A 14,669-nucleotide genomic window follows, 5' to 3' on the forward strand; every position below is an offset into this window, starting at 1 on the left:
CGCCCGTTCGCCCCAATATTTATTGACGTATTTCTGCATTTCCTCGCGCATGAAGCGCCCGGATTGGTCGGCGCGCTCTTCCCAGGCGAAGACGCATGCGGTCATGATTCCGTCGAAGCCGATCGCGGCGAGCGCGGAAAAGAACGCGTCCCAATCGATCTCGCCCTGGCCGATGTCCAGGTGCTGATGGACCGTCACCTCGGCCCCAGGCGGATTGCAGATGTAGCGCAGGCCCGACGAGGCCTTGTGATTGTAGGTGTCCGCCACATGCACATGAGCGAGCGTGTCGCCGCACTCGCGGATCATCTTGCCCATGTCATCCCCGAAATAGAACGTATGGGGCGCGCAATAGAGGAAGCGGACCGCCTTCGAACCGATCACCCGGACCATGTCGAGCGCCGGATGCAGCGTCTCGACCCAGTCTTCCGGATGCGGCTCGATGTTGAGCTGGATCCCTTCCTTCTCGAAGATCGGGACCAGTTCCTCCGTCGACCGCCACCACGCCGCTTCGCTCGTCTCGGCGGTGAATCGTCCGCCGCAGCAGTTCGCCCCATGGCCGCGAGCCGGCGACGGGCCGCGACCGAATTCCGAGTTCATCGTGTCGACGCCCATCTCGACGGCGACCTGAATGGCCTTCTTCCAGTAGCCGACCGCCGCTTGTCGCTCGTCCTCGTGCGGGCTCGCCCAGCGGTACATCGGCAATAGCGAGGCGATCTTCACCCCGTGGTCGCCGAGGGCTTTCTTGAAGCTGCGAAGGCGCTCAGGGTAGACCCGTGGGGCCACCCACCAGTCGAGGAAGTCGGCGCGCGGCGAAAGCTCAATCCACGCGTAGCCAAGTTCGGCCGCCTTGCGCGGCAGTTCCTCCAGCGACAGATGCCGGTGCATGTGCGGCGACTTTCATCGCTTCTCCCTTTGGGTGGACGCGGCGTTTCGACGCTCTGGATCGCCAGAAGCGTCGCCACGACCAGCAACGCCTGCGCCTCGACGTCACGAGAACTCACGACGTGGGCATCCGATCGCCGAAAGGCGGCCAGGCCGCATTGGCGCCGCTGCGCGGCTTCAGCGAGCGCAGCGGCGTCGATCGTTCGATCACTTCATCACGGATGCAAGATCGACCGTAGTTCCGCTTTTCGCCGACAATGTCGCCGCCTCGGCGATCGCGAGCGCGTTTACGCCGTCGTCGAGCGTCACGGGAACTGCGCTCGCGCTGGTCACCGCTTCGACGAACGCCGCCCATTCCGCGGAGTAGGCGCGCGTGTAGCGTTCGAGGAAGAAGTACTCGGGCTTGGCGCTGACGACCCCGGCCTTCGTCGCCTTCGAGACCGTATTCTCGAGCACATTGCCTGCCGAGAGAAGGCCTTCGGAGCCGAGAAACTCGATGCGCTGATCGTAGCCGTAGGCGGCTCGCCGGCTGTTCTTGATTACGGCGATCCGACCGTCGGCGAAACCCAAGGTGACGACGGCGGTGTCGAAGTCGCCAGCCTTGCCGATCTCGGGATCGACGATCGAGGTCCCGATTGCGGTGACCTTTTGCGGCAGCGAACCCATCATCCAGCACGCCATGTCGAAATCGTGGATCATCATGTCGCGAAACAGCCCGCCGGAAACCTTGACGTAGGAGACCGGCGGCGGAGCGGGATCGAAAGAGGTGATCGACAGCAGTTCGCTCTTGCCGATCTCGCCGCGATCGACGGCAGCCTTGAGCGCGGCGAAGTTGGGATCGAAGCGCCGGTTGAAGCCGATCATCACCGGCCGCTTGGTCGCGGCGGCGGCCTTTCGACACGCCTGCGCCCTTGCGAGGCTGAGGTCGACCGGCTTCTCGCACAGGACCGCCTTCCCGGCCTTGGTCACCGCCTCGATCAGGTCGGAGTGAGTGTTGGTCGAGGTCGCGATGAGGATGGCGTCGATCGCGGCGTCGCCGATGATGGCTTCGTTGCTGCGCGCCTCGACGCCGTATTGCGCGGCGAGCTTGGAAGCGGATTCTTTCACGACGTCGGCGACGGCGATCAGCTTGCTTTGCGGGTGCGTCGAGATCGCTTTGGCGTGGACGTTGCCGATGCGGCCGGCGCCGAGAAGACCAACTCTTAGCATGGCTTTCCTCCTAGCGCGGCTTAGCGCCGCGCGAAAATCTGGGCCCGCCGGATTGGGCGAGCCTCTGTCGTTTGTGCGTGATCACAGATCCCAAGACGTTGCTTTCGCTCACAGCGATACGCTCATTCGCAGGGAGCATTGGCTTTCGACCGCAGCCCCAGCCGGATTGCGGAATTGGCGCGGAGCCCAGCGAGCGCGACGGCCTCGCCGCTAAGTCGCTGAGCGCTCAATTGAGACCGGCTTCCTTGAGAAAGCGCTTAAGGTTCTTGTACCCCATGGTCACATATTTCTTCGGATTCGCTTTCTCCGGATCCTGTTCCGCTTCGATGACGATCCACCCGGAATAATTGGGCACGGCCTTGAAGACTCCGACAAAGTCAATCGAGCCGTCGCCTGGCACGGTGTAGACTCCGGCGAGAACCGAATCGAGAAATGACCAATCCTCGGCGAGCGCCTTCGCGGCGACGGCCGAGCGGACGTCCTTTGTATGAATGTGGCCAATCCTGTCGGCGTAAGTCTTGGCGACCCGAACCGCATCGCCCCCGCCCCAGGTGATGTGGCCAGTGTCGAGCAGGAGCTTCACCGCCGGTCCCGTGCCGGCCATGAAGCGGTCGACCTCCGTCGGCGTCTGAACGACGGTGCCCATGTGGTGATGGTAGACGAGTTGGAGTCCGAACCCCTTGACCAGCTCGGCGAAGCGGGTCATCCGCGGCAGGAAGACCGACCACTCGGCGTCGGTCAACACCGGCCGCGTCGAGAGCGGCACCGACTTGGTCCCGTGGACCGTGCGGGTACATTCGCACGTCACGAGCACTTTGGCGCCGGCATCCCTGCGAAGCTTCAACTCGGCCGCGGCCGCGGCGAACTCAGCGTCCGCGTCTCGCTCCAACAAGAATGTCGAGTACCAGCCCGAGACGAATACAAGGCCGAACTCGGCCAGCTTGGCTTTCAGCTCCGGCGCCGTCGTCGGAAACTTGTTGCCTTTCTCCATGCCCTCGAGGCCGATCTCGCGGGCCTCGCTCAGGCACTGCTCCAGCGAGATGTTTCCGCCAATCTCGATCATATCGTCGTTGGACCAGCAAATCGGATTGGCGCCGATACGGATCATCGTCTTGCTCCCGGTTGAGCCGCGTGGGCGGCCTCAGTTTGCGCTTCACTGAGCACAAGCGCCGCAGGGCGTCCTTGCGATCCGCGGCGCAGCCGAGCGCTTCCGACTCCCGAACCAAACCGGCGGAACGAATCCGCCGGCCGGGCGAAAGCTCAGCCGGAACATTCCATATTCCATTTTGGCCGGAATGCCAATTCTGTTATGCTCCGACGCGGCGTCGCTCAGCAACGGCGACGGCAAGCGCTGCGGCAAGCGTCATCGTGGCGGCCAGAGACCGGAATCCTTCAAAGTCGTTTTCCACGACCTCGAACCAGACGCTGGCGTTGAAGACGAGCGGGCTGAAGGGGCTATCGGTAATCGCGACAAGCGGGGTCTTCTGTCCGACGATCTGCCGCGTATATTCGACGGTCGCGGGCGAATAGGGCGTAAAGCTGACCGCTAGCGCGGCGTCGCGCGGACCGGCGAATGAGAGAACCTCACGATCGACCCCATTGGGCGAGCCAATTAGGACGCTCCTTACCCCAAGCGTTCCAAAGGCGTAGCTCAGATATGAGGTAATCGGGTAGGACCGCCGAAGGCCGATCAGGTAGATGGTTTCCGCCCGCGCGAGCAATCGGGCCGCCTCGTCCAGCGACTCCAATTTAATTCGTTCGCGGAATTTGCCGATCGAATCGATCGCCGCCTGACCAAGACCTTCGATCAGCGCCATGGCGGGCGGGCGGCCCGACGCGTGCGCGTCGAACGCCTGCAGTCTCGCTTCGTAATTGTTCGGCCGGTCGCGGAGACGTTGCTGGAATACGGCCTGGAGTTCGCTGAAACCACTGAAGCCGAGAGCCTTGGCGAAACGCACCAGCGTCGAAGGTTGCACGGCGGCCTGTTCGGAGATGCGACTGACAGTCCCGAACGCGATATCGTCCGGGAATTCGATCGTGTAGGCCGCCACCTGAGCCAGCCTTTTCGGCATCGTGTTGCGCGCTTCGACGATGAGGTCGCGCAACTTATTGAAGTCATAAGGCGGATCAATGATAGAGTCTTGCGTCATCGGGATTTCTTTTAATCCGTATATTATGACATCAGAGCATTATTACTGACAGGAACATACAAGCCTGACGTTATACTCAGAGACGCGAACTCCAGTCACCCTTGACTGCTTGGGTGGGCCGCCCAAGGACTTGATCTTTGAACGACCGACGCCGCGTTTCCGAAGGGCGCCTTCCGAGCGAGGCAAGCAGGCACAGCGCCTTCCAGAAACGCCTCGTTTTGAACTTGGCATGCCATTAAACGCTGCGCGACGCAAGGAATCCACATGGCGAAGCGCGTTCGCGAGGCAACGTCCACCCGCGCCTCGACCGCCGAATCCACTTTGTCGATGCTGGAACAAAATGCGGACCGCAGCCAGCGCAGAAATGACGGAGCCGATTTGGCGCCGTTCGTCGACGCCCTATGAGCCAGTCGGTCGTCTCAAAACATACCAGTTGACGTGAGCAAAAAATGGAATGTACATTTCGCGGACATTTGATGGGCAGATCGTTCCGGCGCTTCGTCCCATAGCGGAGAGGAAGCGCAACGCCGCCGAGGTGGAAGTCGTGGCGCGCGCCCGATTGATGCGACGAAAGCTGCGGTAAGCTGATGCGCTGGACGAACTCGGAAGGCGACAAATGACCGAAAGCGCCGCCGCTCACAAGACGCTCGATCTGATCGCGATCGGCCGCTCTTCCATCGACCTTTACGGCCAACAGATCGGCTGCCGACTCGAGGACGTCGCAAGCTTCGCGAAATCCGTGGGCGGCTGTCCCGCCAACATCGCCATTGGCACCTCGCGGCTCGGACTTAGAGCAGCGCTGATCACGCGCGTCGGCGCCGAACAGATGGGCGGCTTCATTCGCGAACAGCTGGTCCGCGAAGGGGTCGCCACAGACGGCGTGCACACCGACAAAGAGCGGCTGAGTCGCCTTGTGCTGCTCGCGGTGCAAGCCGAAGGCGTCTCGCCGACGATCTTCTATCGGGCCGACTGTGCGGACATGGCGTTGGACGAAAGCGACATCGACGAATCGTTGATCGCGCGCTCACGCGCGATCGTCGTGACCGGGACGCACTTTTCCAAGCCTAACGTGGCGGCGGCGCAATCGATGGCCATCGCCTTGGCCAAGCGACACGGCGCGAAAGTCGTGTTCGATATCGACTATCGGCCAAACCTGTGGGGACTCGCGGGCCACGAAGCGGGCTTCGCGCGATACGTGAAGTCCGAGGCGGTGTCGACGCGGCTCAGCGCAGTGCTCGCCGATTGCGATTTGATCGTCGGCACCGAAGAAGAGGTCATGATCGCCGCGGGAGCCGACAGCGTGATTGACTCGCTGCGCGGCATCCGCGCGAAGTCCGGCGCCATCATTGTCCTGAAGCGCGGCGCTCTGGGGTGCGTCGTCTACGACGGGCCAATTCCAGAAAGCTTGGACAGCGGGATCGTCGGCAAAGGCTTTCCGGTGGAGGTGTTTAACGTTCTCGGCGCCGGCGACGCCTTCATGTCTGGTTTCTTGCGCGGGTGGCTGCGCGGAGAGAGCCTCTTGACCTGCGCTGCCTGGGCGAACGCCTGCGGCGCCTTCGCTGTGTCGCGCCTTCTGTGCTCGCCCGAATACCCGACCTGGCCCGAGCTGCGGCATTTCCTCGATCACGGCAGTCCGGAGCGGGCGCTGCGCAGAGACGGCGCATTGAATCATATCCATTGGGCGACGACGCGTCGGCGCGATATGCCCCGGTTGATGGCTTTCGCGATCGATCACCGCATTCAATTGGAGGAGTTGACCGGGAACGAAGCTGAGGCCGGGCGCATTTCTGCGTTCAAGGTGCTGGCGGTTGCCGCCGCCCGCCGCGTCGCCGACGGTCGACCCGGGTTCGGAATGCTGCTCGACGACAAATATGGCCGCGACGCGCTGTTTGCGGCCGGCGCCGGGCAAGACCTGTGGGTGGCCAGGCCGATCGAATTGCCGGGTTCTCGTCCGCTTCAATTCGAGTTCGGTCAAGATATTGGCAGCCGGCTGATCGAGTGGCCGGTGGACCATTGCGTCAAGGTCCTTTGCTTCTACCATCCGGACGATGATGAAGCGCTCAAGGCGGAACAGACGACCAAGCTCATGACCGCCTTCGAGGCCGCCCGCAAGGTCGGACGTGAGATCCTCGTCGAGATCATCGCCTCCAAGGCCGGGCCGCTCGACGACGATACGATCGCTCGCGTTCTGACCGAACTTTACGACGCCGGGCTTAAGCCGGATTGGTGGAAGCTCGAGCCGCAGGCTTCGGCGAAGGCGTGGCAGGCGATCGACAGCGTGATTGCGGCCCGCGACCCGCTGTGTCGCGGCGTCGTGCTATTGGGTCTGGAGGCCCCGATCGAAAAGTTGAGCGAGTCCTTCGCAGCGGCGCGGTCCGCCGAACGGGTGCGGGGATTCGCGGTCGGGCGGACCATCTTCGCCGAAGCCGCCGATCGCTGGATGAAGGGCGAAATCGGCGACGACGCGGCAATCGACGAAATGGCCAAGAAGTTTGGCGCGCTGGTCGATCTCTGGCTGTCGTTCGATCGGCGTTGAGCGGGCTCAATTGTGCGAGGCGCGCCGCAAATTGGCGTCGATCACGAGGGTGGTTGTTTTGGGGGTGTGGAGAAAAACGACTCGAGGGCTGCGAGCGGCCCGAGTCGGGAGGGAAGGAAAATGGTCGGCAAGGTTGTACGGCTTACGGTGGCGCAGGCGCTGGTGCGGTTTCTCGCCAATCAGATGACGGTTATCGATGGCGAGAAACTGCCGATTTTCGCCGGATGCTGGGCGATCTTCGGCCACGGCAACGTGGCGGGCATCGGCGAGGCGCTCTATCAAGTGCGCGACAGACTTCCCACTTTTCGCGCCCACAACGAACAGGCGATGGCGCATTCCGCCGTCGCCTTCGCGAAGGCGAGCTTCCGCCGCCGCTTCATGGCCTGCACCACGTCGATCGGCCCCGGCGCGCTCAATATGGTGACCGCGGCCGCCGTGGCCCATGTCAACCGGCTGCCGGTTCTGCTGCTGCCTGGCGACGTCTTCGCCAACCGACTGCCCGACCCGGTGCTGCAACAGGTGGAAGACTTCAGCGATGGAACCGTGTCGGCCAACGACTGTTTCCGTCCGGTGTCGCGCTACTTCGACCGCATCAATCGCGCCGAGCAGCTGATTCCGGCATTGCAGCGCGCCATGCACGTGCTCACCGATCCCGCCGAATGCGGGCCCGTGACGCTGGCGATGTGTCAGGACGTTCAGGCCGAGGCCCACGACTGGCCGGAGAACCTGTTCGCGGAAAAGGTTTGGGCGCCGCGCCGCATCGGTCCTGACGAAAACGAGCTTGCCGCGGCGGTCGCCGCAATCAAAGCCGCCAAGAAACCGATGATCATCGCCGGCGGCGGCGCGCTCTATTCGGAGGCCTCCGCCGAGCTGCGAACTTTCGCGGAGACGCATGGAATTCCGATCGCCGTCACGCAAGCGGGCAAGTCGTCGATCGACGAAACCCACCCGCTCGCCCTCGGCGCTCTCGGCGTCACCGGTACGTCGGCGGCGAACGCGCTGGCCGGCGACGCCGACCTGCTGCTCGCCGTCGGGACGCGCTTTCAGGACTTCACCACGGGTTCATGGGCGCTGTTCAAGACAGGCGACCTCAAGATCGTCGCCCTCAACGTCGCCGCCTACGACACTGCCAAGCACAACGCGCTGCCGCTGGTCTGCGACGCCAAGGTCGGCCTGACGAGGCTGTCGCGAGGCCTCAAGGGCTGGAAGGCCGACGCCGGCGTGGCCGAGCGGGCGGCTCGGGAAAAGGCGATTTGGCTCACGGCGGCCAGCCACGCGCTCGCGCCCACCAACGCCGAGAGACCGTCAGACGCCCAGGTGATCGGCGCCGTCGCACGCGCGATCGGCAGCGCAAATTCGGTAATCGTCAACGCGGCGGGCGGCTTGCCCGGCGAATTGGACAAGCTGTGGGCGCCGACGGTCCCAGGCAGCTATCACATGGAATACGGCTTCTCCTGCATGGGCTACGAGATCGCCGGCGGCGTAGGGGTCAAGATGGCCCGCCCTGACAAGGAGGTCGTCGTGATGGTCGGCGACGGCTCCTACATGATGTTGAACTCGGAGATCGCCACTTCGGTCAGCCTCGACCAGAAGCTCATCATCGTCGTCCTCGACAACCATGGGTTCGGCTGCATCAATCGCCTGCAGATGGCGACCGGCGGCGCGAACTTCAACAATCTTTGGCAGGATTGCGACATGGTGGCGCAACCGGACATCGACTTTCGCAAGCACGCAGAGAGCATGGGCGCGATCGCCGTCAAGGCGTCCTCGATCGGCGATCTCGAAGCGGCCCTCGAAGCGGCCAAGGGCGCCAGCCGCACCACAGTCATCGCCATCGAAACGCATCCGCTGATCACGACCGAAGCCGGCGGGTATTGGTGGGACGTTGTCGTTCCCGAGGCGTCGTCGCGGCCGGAGGTGGCGAAAGCGCGCGAAGAATACGAGGCGTTCCGCCGCCTGCAGCGCGTGTTCGACTGAGGGTGAGCAAGGACTCGGACGATGCCGGCGAGGCGCGTCTGGCGAGCCATGCAAGGAGGATGAATCGATGCCCAATCTGCGCGTGAGACCGAAGGGGCGCCACGGCGTCGTCACTGAGGTGACCCCGGAGAGCGCCGGCTGGTCGTACGTCGGCTTCGCGCTCCACCGCCTCGCCGCAGGCGAAAGCGTCGCCGCCGAAACGGGGAAGCGCGAGGTTTGCCTCGTCGTTGTGTCGGGGAAAGCGAGACTCGCAATCGACGGCAAGGATCTAGGCGAGGTCGGCGGACGCATGGGTCCATTCGAGGGCCCCCCGTGGGCCGCCTACGCGCCGGCCGGCGGGCGGTATTCGGTCATCGCAATCACGCCGCTCGAACTCGCCGTGTGTTCGGCGCCTGGCGGCTCCGGATATCCCGCGAAGCTGATCCCTCCCGGCGCGCATCCGCAGATCGTGCGCGGCAAAGGATCCAACACCCGCTACGTCACCAACATCATGCCGGAGGGCGACGGCGCGGCCAATGCGTTGCTGGTCGTCGAGGTGATCACGCCAGGCGGCAACACCTCATCTTACCCGCCTCACAAGCACGACCAAGACGACCTGCCGAACGAGAGCTACCTCGAAGAGACCTACTACCATCGCTTCAAGCCGGGACAGGGATACGGTTTCCAACGCGTCTACACCGACGATCGTTCGCTCGACGAAACCGCCGTCATCGAGGACGGCGACGTGGTCATGGTGCCAAAGGGCTACCACCCGGTCGCAACCGTGCACGGCTACGACAGCTACTATCTCAACGTCATGGCCGGCCCGAAGCGGATATGGAAGTTCCACAACGAGCCGGCGCACGAGTGGCTATTCACCGGAGTCGGCGCTCCGGGCGGCGCGACAAAAACGGCCTGATATCGGCCTGCGATCTGGGCGGCGTGAAAGCGCGCCGCGCGCGTGATGCGCGGAGCCGACTCGATCGTCGTTGACCGAAATGAAACGGCCCGGACGCGCGGCGGGAGGGGGCCGGGCGTCCGGGCTTCACTCTGACAGCGGCTCAGCCGCGCGTGAGCGTGCCGTCCCAGGTGCTGACGCTCTTCTTGGCGTCCGCTTCGGAGAACCAAACCGAGGTCACCGACTTGGTCTCGGTGAAGAACGCGACGCCATCCTTGCCGAGCGTGTGCAGGTCGCCGAAGAACGACTGTTTGTGGCCGGAGAACGGGAAGATTCCGAACGGCACCGGAATGCCGACATTGATCCCCACCATGCCGCCGTCGGTGCGGCGCGCGAACTCGCGCGCGTAACGGCCCGAGGTCGTGTAGATGCACGAGCCGTTGGCGAAGCGGTTGGCGTTCGCGATCGCCAGCCCTTCCTCGAAATTCTTAATCCGCTTGATCGACGTCACCGGTCCGAAGATTTCCTCGTCGCCGACGGACATGCCGGGCTTGACGTGGTCGAAGATGGTCGGGCCGACGAAGTAGCCGCCTTCGTAGCCGGGCACTTTGACGCCGCGACCGTCGAGGACCAGCTTGGCGCCTTCCTCGACACCGCGCGCGATCGCTTTCTCGACCGACTCCTTCTGTCCCGCCGAGGTCACCGGACCGAGTTGGCTTTCGGGCCGATAGGCGGCGCCGATCTTCAGCTCCTGGGCGAACTTCTTCAACAGCGCGACGAACTCGTCGGCGATCGATTCCTGGACGCAGACCACCGGCAGCGCCATGCAGCGCTGGCCGGCGCAGCCGTAGGTCGAGTTGACGATGCCGCGAACCGTGCGCTCCAGCACGCAATCCTCGAGAACGAGCGCGTGGTTCTTGGCTTCGGTGAGCGCCTGGACGCGTTTGCCGGCGCCAGCGGCGGTCTGGTAAATGTGCTTGCCGACCGAAGTCGAGCCGACGAAGCAAACGCCCTTAATGGCGGGATTGACCAGCAGGCTGTCGGCTTCGACGCGCGAGCAGGTCACCAGATTGACCACGCCCTTCGGCAGACCGGCCTCAATCAAGAGCTCGAGCATGCGCGCGGCGGTTTGCGGCACCATTGACGCTGCCTTCAAGACCACCGTATTGCCCGTGGTGATCGCGAAGGGAATCATCCAGCCCATCGGGATCATCGCCGGGAAATTGAACGGCGCGATCGCGGCGAACACGCCGAGCGGCTCGCGGAACGACACCGTGTCGTAGCCGTCCGAAACGTTCATGCAGGTGTCGCCCTGCATCAGATAGGGCGTCGAACACGCGCACTCGACCACTTCGAGCGCCTTCAGCACGTCGCCGCGCGCCTCAGCGAGCACCTTGCCGTTCTCGGTGGCGACCAACTCGGTCAGCTCATCGAGATGCGCGTCGATCAATTGCTTGAAACGGAACATCAGCTGGATGCGGGTCGGGATCGGCGTGTCGCGCCAACCAGGAAATGCTCGCGCCGCCGCGGCGACGGCGCTATCGACCTCTTCCTGGGTGCAGCAGGGCGCCTCGGCGATCTGCTTGCCGGTCGAGGGATCCATCACCGGCATGTACTTGGCGGTCTTCGACGTCCGCCATTCGTTGTCGACCAGATATCTCAGCCGTTCGGTCGTAGCGAACTTGTGCTTCAGGATTTCCAGATTCACGGCTTTCCTCCTCGTGCGTGCCGGCATGCCCAATCACTAGGGCATCAAATGGAACGTCCATTCCATACACCTTTCTGTTTGGAATTCAAGGTCTACTGCGATCAATTTTGACGACCGGTTGGCCGACCCCCCGCACAACGGGGCCGCCACCGGCGTTTGAGAAGTTGCGCGGCGCCGGCGAAGAGTGAATATTCCATATAGATAGGGCAATGACGTCTTCGTTCCCAAGGGTGGCGGCGCGAGGCGGAACGCCAGGATGCAAGACGCGAAGCCGGTCGAAACAGGGAGGGTCAAGCGTTGCCAGAGAACGTTCGCGTCGGAATCGTCGGCCTCGGGCGACTTGGTCGCCGCCATGCAGAAAACCTCGCTTTCCGGATCGCCGGCGCCCAACTGGTCGCCGCGGCAAGCCCGATCGAAGCGGAACGCGCATGGGCGGCGGCGGCGTTGAATGGCGTGACGACCTACCCGGGACTGGATGAATTGCTGGCGCATCCCGGGCTGGACGCAGTTTGGCTGGTGACGCCGACGTCCCTGCACGCCGATCAGGTGATCGTCTCGATCACCGCCGGCAAGCACGTATTCTGCGAGAAGCCTCTGGCGCTCGAACCGAGCGATTGTGACCGTGCGGTCGCGGTTGCCGCTGGTCACCCCCGCCAGGTGCTGATGGTCGGCTTCATGCGCCGCTTCGACCCGGCCTACGCGGAAGCCAAACGCAGAATCGAGGCTGGCGAGCTGGGCAAGGTCTTCGCCATTCGCTGCGTCTCGGAAGATCCTGTCGACCCTGAGGGCTTCTTTGTTCGTTTCGCGCCGACCTCGGGCGGCATATTCCTCGACTGCTGCATCCATGACATCGACCTCGTTCGGTGGATGCTCAATCGAGCTGAAGCCGCCTCGGTCGCCGCCGTCGGCAGCCGCCTCATGTATCCCGCGCTCGGCGCCTGCGGAGACGTCGACACCGCAAGCGCCAACGTCGCTTTCAAGGGCGGCCAGATGGCGACCTTCTATGTGTCGCGGACGTCGCATCGCGGCTACGAAGCGTCGATGAGGATCGTCGGAGACAAAGGGGCGCTCGATCTCGGCGCGGGAATTCCCCGACTTCCGTTGACGCTGGAAAGCGACGGCGGCCGTTCGACCGCAGGCCAAGTCGACTTCTTCGAACGCTTCGGCCAGGCCTTCCTTGATGAGGCGCAGGCCTTCGTCAAGGCGATTCAATGCGGCAAGCCGACGCCGATCAGCCTCGAGGACGCGCGGGAAGCGACGCGGCTGGCTTGCGCCATGCGCGATGCGCTCAAGCTCGGCTGAGTCGCCACGACCCCAAGCGCCGCGCCAAATCCCCGTAGAACAATCGGGCGGCCTCGCGGCCGCCCGGCGAGATCGAACCAGAGGAATCGGCGCCGGCCGCTCAAGGCGGCGGAAGCATGGAATCGCGGACGACCGCCGTCAGTTCCCGATAGGCTTCGATGAACGACCGCAAGGTTCTGACGGTCGCGCCGTAGTGGTCGAATTCCGGAACCGACAGGCCGTCTTCGTCGTAGGCGCGACGGAACTCGGAGAACTTGCGATAGAGTTCGTCGACGACCGCAGGGTCGACCGGATCATTGATGCGCGGTTTGACTTCGATATCGGACTTGTTGAACAGCACCTGCCACTCGTAGGGAATCGTCAGGACGACGTCGCCCCCGATCAGCTCCGACCAATGCATGTGGTGGCGATAGGCTGCCGCGAGCAGCCGCGCGCGGTATCCGCGCGCCTTGAAGATGCCGTAGGCCTTCTTGAAGACCGCGATGCCGCCCCAGTCGAGATGGCCTGGCGTAATGGTGATTCCTTCCCGCTTGGCGACCACCTTCAGCCAGTCGTCCAGCCGCCCGATCATCAGCGTGCAGACGGGCCGCATGCCGGAGACGTCGTGACCTTCCTTGGCGCGGCGATCGAGGCCGCGCTCCACCGCCTCCGCCACAGCGATCGCCTGCGGCAGCGTGAAGCTGACCGTCGCATTGATGTTGACGCCTCGTCGCGTCGCCTCCTCAATGGCGACGATGCCGGTGGCGGTCGCCGGGATCTTGACCTGAATGTTCGGCGCGAGACCGTCAAAATGAACCGCTTGTTCCACCAGCTGGGAGAAATCCATGTAGTTGACTGGATTGGTCTGCATGGAGAGACGCCCCTTGAGATGCCGCTCCCGCTCGAAAACTGGCAGCAGCATCTCGGCGCCGCGTATCCCCATCTCCTCGATGAGCTTCCAGGCGATTACGTCCTCGGTCGCCGTCGGGTTCTCGGCGACCAACTGCCGAAGCCTGCCCTTCCAGGCCTCAAATTCTTTGCGAAGGACTGCGAGAACGATGGATGGGTTGGTCGTCGCGCCAACTGCGCCATTGCCGATTGCGTATTCGAGCTCACGAGGGGAGCACGAGTCGTTCCAGACATCGGTTGGGCTGTTATGCACCGTTCGGTACAAGGGCGACACGTTGGGGGACGAAATGTTCACGTGAGTCCTCTCCTTCATCAATCGCGCCGGAATTCCAGGCCTTTCTCCGCGCCCGTTGCAGTCGTTCGGCTCGAACATTCCACTATGTAACGCAAATAGATCATTCAGTCCACAAAATTCTTGGACCGCGTCCCCTGCTCTCCTGGCAGGGGCTAGTCGTCTCCCCGGTGTTCTATCCTGCGGAAAAATCGCCTCCTGCCCGGCCCATCGGGCGCGCCATCGTCGCCTCCCTTATGTGCGAAAGTCCGAGCGCCGGTCGGCCGGTCGCGTCGGCCCTAGTCGAGGGTGCGGCGGAATCGGGTCAGCGCCAGAAAGGCGTAGACGAGCACGAACAGGCCGAGAATCGACAGCTCGAAGCCGACTTGGTTGAGATTGGCGCCTTTCAGCATCACTGCCCGCACCACCCGGAGGAAATGGGTGAGCGGCAGGATCTCGCCGACGTCCTGCGCCCATTCTGGCATGCCGTGAAACGGAAACATGAAGCCGGAGAGCAGGATCGACGGCAGAAAGAAGAAGAAGGTGAGTTGCATCGCTTGCATCTGGGTGCGGGCGAAAGTGGAGAACGTGTAGCCGAGCATCACCAGCGCCATCACGAAAACGAGAATGGCGGTCAACAGCAACGTCATCGAGCCGACGAACGGGACTTGAAACAACAGCCGCGCCGCGCCGAGAATCACCGCCACCTGCACCGCGCCGACGACGAAATAGGGCAGCACCTTGCCGAGCATGATCTCGGCGCCGTTGGTCGGCATCGCCAGCAGATTCTCCATCGTGCCGCGCTCGAGCTCGCGGGTCAGCGCGATCGAGGTCATCATCACCATCGTCATCTGCAGGATGACGCCGAG

At 63.5% G+C, this 14,669-nt stretch carries 12 protein-coding genes; 5 read left to right on the plus strand and 7 right to left on the minus strand.

Annotated features, from left to right (window positions below; genetic code table 11):
* The 4 genes from ABSF49_RS14550 to ABSF49_RS14565 form a co-directional block, all read right to left on the minus strand.
* The coding region (locus ABSF49_RS14550) for a sugar phosphate isomerase/epimerase family protein (RefSeq protein WP_424113376.1) at positions 1 to 885 on the minus strand (885 nt) is incomplete at its 3' end.
* Between the two features lie 204 nt (positions 886 to 1,089).
* A complete protein-coding gene (gene iolG / locus ABSF49_RS14555; RefSeq protein ID WP_424113377.1) occupies positions 1,090 to 2,091 on the minus strand; it encodes an inositol 2-dehydrogenase in 1,002 nt (333 codons plus the stop codon).
* 226 nt (positions 2,092 to 2,317) lie between these two features.
* Entirely contained in the window at positions 2,318 to 3,199 is an 882-nt protein-coding gene (gene iolE, locus ABSF49_RS14560; RefSeq protein ID WP_424113378.1) for a myo-inosose-2 dehydratase, read from the minus strand.
* Between the two features lie 199 nt (positions 3,200 to 3,398).
* Positions 3,399 to 4,241, minus strand: a complete 843-nt coding sequence (locus ABSF49_RS14565; RefSeq protein ID WP_424113379.1) for a MurR/RpiR family transcriptional regulator — start codon at positions 4,239 to 4,241, stop codon at positions 3,399 to 3,401.
* Between the two features lie 264 nt (positions 4,242 to 4,505).
* Here ABSF49_RS14565 and ABSF49_RS14570 point away from each other — a divergent pair, with 264 nt between their 5' ends.
* From ABSF49_RS14570 to iolB, 4 genes are all read left to right on the plus strand, one after another.
* Complete coding sequence (locus tag ABSF49_RS14570) at positions 4,506 to 4,646, plus strand: hypothetical protein (RefSeq protein WP_424113380.1); 141 nt, start codon at positions 4,506 to 4,508, stop codon at positions 4,644 to 4,646.
* Between the two features lie 211 nt (positions 4,647 to 4,857).
* Positions 4,858 to 6,777, plus strand: a complete 1,920-nt coding sequence (locus ABSF49_RS14575; RefSeq protein ID WP_424113381.1) for a bifunctional 5-dehydro-2-deoxygluconokinase/5-dehydro-2-deoxyphosphogluconate aldolase — start codon at positions 4,858 to 4,860, stop codon at positions 6,775 to 6,777.
* A 120-nt stretch (positions 6,778 to 6,897) separates the two neighbouring features.
* Positions 6,898 to 8,754: a 3D-(3,5/4)-trihydroxycyclohexane-1,2-dione acylhydrolase (decyclizing) gene (gene iolD, locus ABSF49_RS14580; RefSeq protein WP_424113382.1), complete on the plus strand. Its 1,857-nt coding sequence runs from the start codon at positions 6,898 to 6,900 to the stop codon at positions 8,752 to 8,754.
* Between the two features lie 67 nt (positions 8,755 to 8,821).
* Positions 8,822 to 9,652, plus strand: a complete 831-nt coding sequence (gene iolB, locus ABSF49_RS14585) for a 5-deoxy-glucuronate isomerase (protein ID WP_424113383.1) — start codon at positions 8,822 to 8,824, stop codon at positions 9,650 to 9,652.
* Positions 9,653 to 9,794: 142 nt separating this feature from the next.
* Here the strand turns inward: iolB and ABSF49_RS14590 are convergent, their stop codons facing one another.
* The gene (locus tag ABSF49_RS14590; protein WP_424113384.1) at positions 9,795 to 11,339 is read right to left on the minus strand and encodes a CoA-acylating methylmalonate-semialdehyde dehydrogenase; all 1,545 of its coding nucleotides are present in this window, start codon (positions 11,337 to 11,339) and stop codon (positions 9,795 to 9,797) included.
* Positions 11,340 to 11,636: 297 nt separating this feature from the next.
* Between ABSF49_RS14590 and ABSF49_RS14595 the strand changes: the two genes are divergently transcribed.
* A complete protein-coding gene (locus ABSF49_RS14595; protein ID WP_424113385.1) occupies positions 11,637 to 12,641 on the plus strand; it encodes a Gfo/Idh/MocA family oxidoreductase in 1,005 nt (334 codons plus the stop codon).
* Between the two features lie 100 nt (positions 12,642 to 12,741).
* Here the strand turns inward: ABSF49_RS14595 and ABSF49_RS14600 are convergent, their stop codons facing one another.
* Both ABSF49_RS14600 and ABSF49_RS14605 read right to left on the minus strand, forming a co-directional pair.
* The gene (locus ABSF49_RS14600) at positions 12,742 to 13,824 is read right to left on the minus strand and encodes a transaldolase family protein (protein WP_424113386.1); all 1,083 of its coding nucleotides are present in this window, start codon (positions 13,822 to 13,824) and stop codon (positions 12,742 to 12,744) included.
* A gap of 275 nt (positions 13,825 to 14,099) precedes the next feature.
* Positions 14,100 to 14,669, minus strand: a 570-nt coding sequence (locus ABSF49_RS14605; protein WP_424113387.1) for an ABC transporter permease, incomplete at its 5' end; no start/stop codon positions are given.

Origin of the sequence: Roseiarcus sp., from assembly GCF_049514155.1 — a bacterium.
GTDB lineage: Bacteria > Pseudomonadota > Alphaproteobacteria > Rhizobiales > Beijerinckiaceae > Roseiarcus.